This window comes from Halorubrum sp. Atlit-26R, from assembly GCF_003666015.1.
In the GTDB taxonomy this organism is placed as follows: Archaea; Halobacteriota; Halobacteria; order Halobacteriales; family Haloferacaceae; genus Halorubrum.
Window position 1 is genome coordinate 1 of record NZ_QPLT01000432.1, and the last position, 493, is coordinate 493.

Annotated in this window: 1 protein-coding gene; it reads right to left on the minus strand. The window is 68.8% G+C overall.

Going from position 1 to position 493, the window contains the following annotated elements; translation table 11 throughout:
- Window positions 1-493, minus strand: a 493-nt coding sequence (locus DVK07_RS21320) for an aldo/keto reductase (protein WP_147441328.1), incomplete at both ends; no start/stop codon positions are given.

The window sequence follows — 493 nt, forward strand, 5'->3', positions numbered from 1 at the left end:
GGTCACCGAGGTCGCCCGCGCCGAGCGGGTACCACGGGATGAAGCCGACGCCGTACTTCTCGCAGGCGTCGAGGCTCGCCTCGAACTCGCGGTCACCGATGTTGAACCGGTTCTGGACCGTGGCGATGTCGACGATGTCGCGCGCCTCGTCGAGCTGCTCGACCGAGACGTTCGAGAGGCCGACGTGTCGAATCAGCCCCTCGTCTTTCATCTCCGCGAGCGCGTGGACCGAGTCCTCGAAGGGGACGTGCGGGTCCGGGCGGTGGAGCTGATAGAGGTCGATGGTGTCCACGCGGAGGCGGTCGAGGCTCCCGAGGACGGCGTTCCGGAGGTAGTCGGGGTCGCCGTTGGGTTTCCAGTCGCCGTCGGTGTTGCGGAGCAGGCCGCCCTTCGTGGCGACTACGAGGTCGTCCGGGTAGGGCGCGAGCGCCTCGCCGATGAGGCGCTCGGAGACGGCGGGACCGTAGGAGTCCGCCGTGTCGATGAGGTCGAC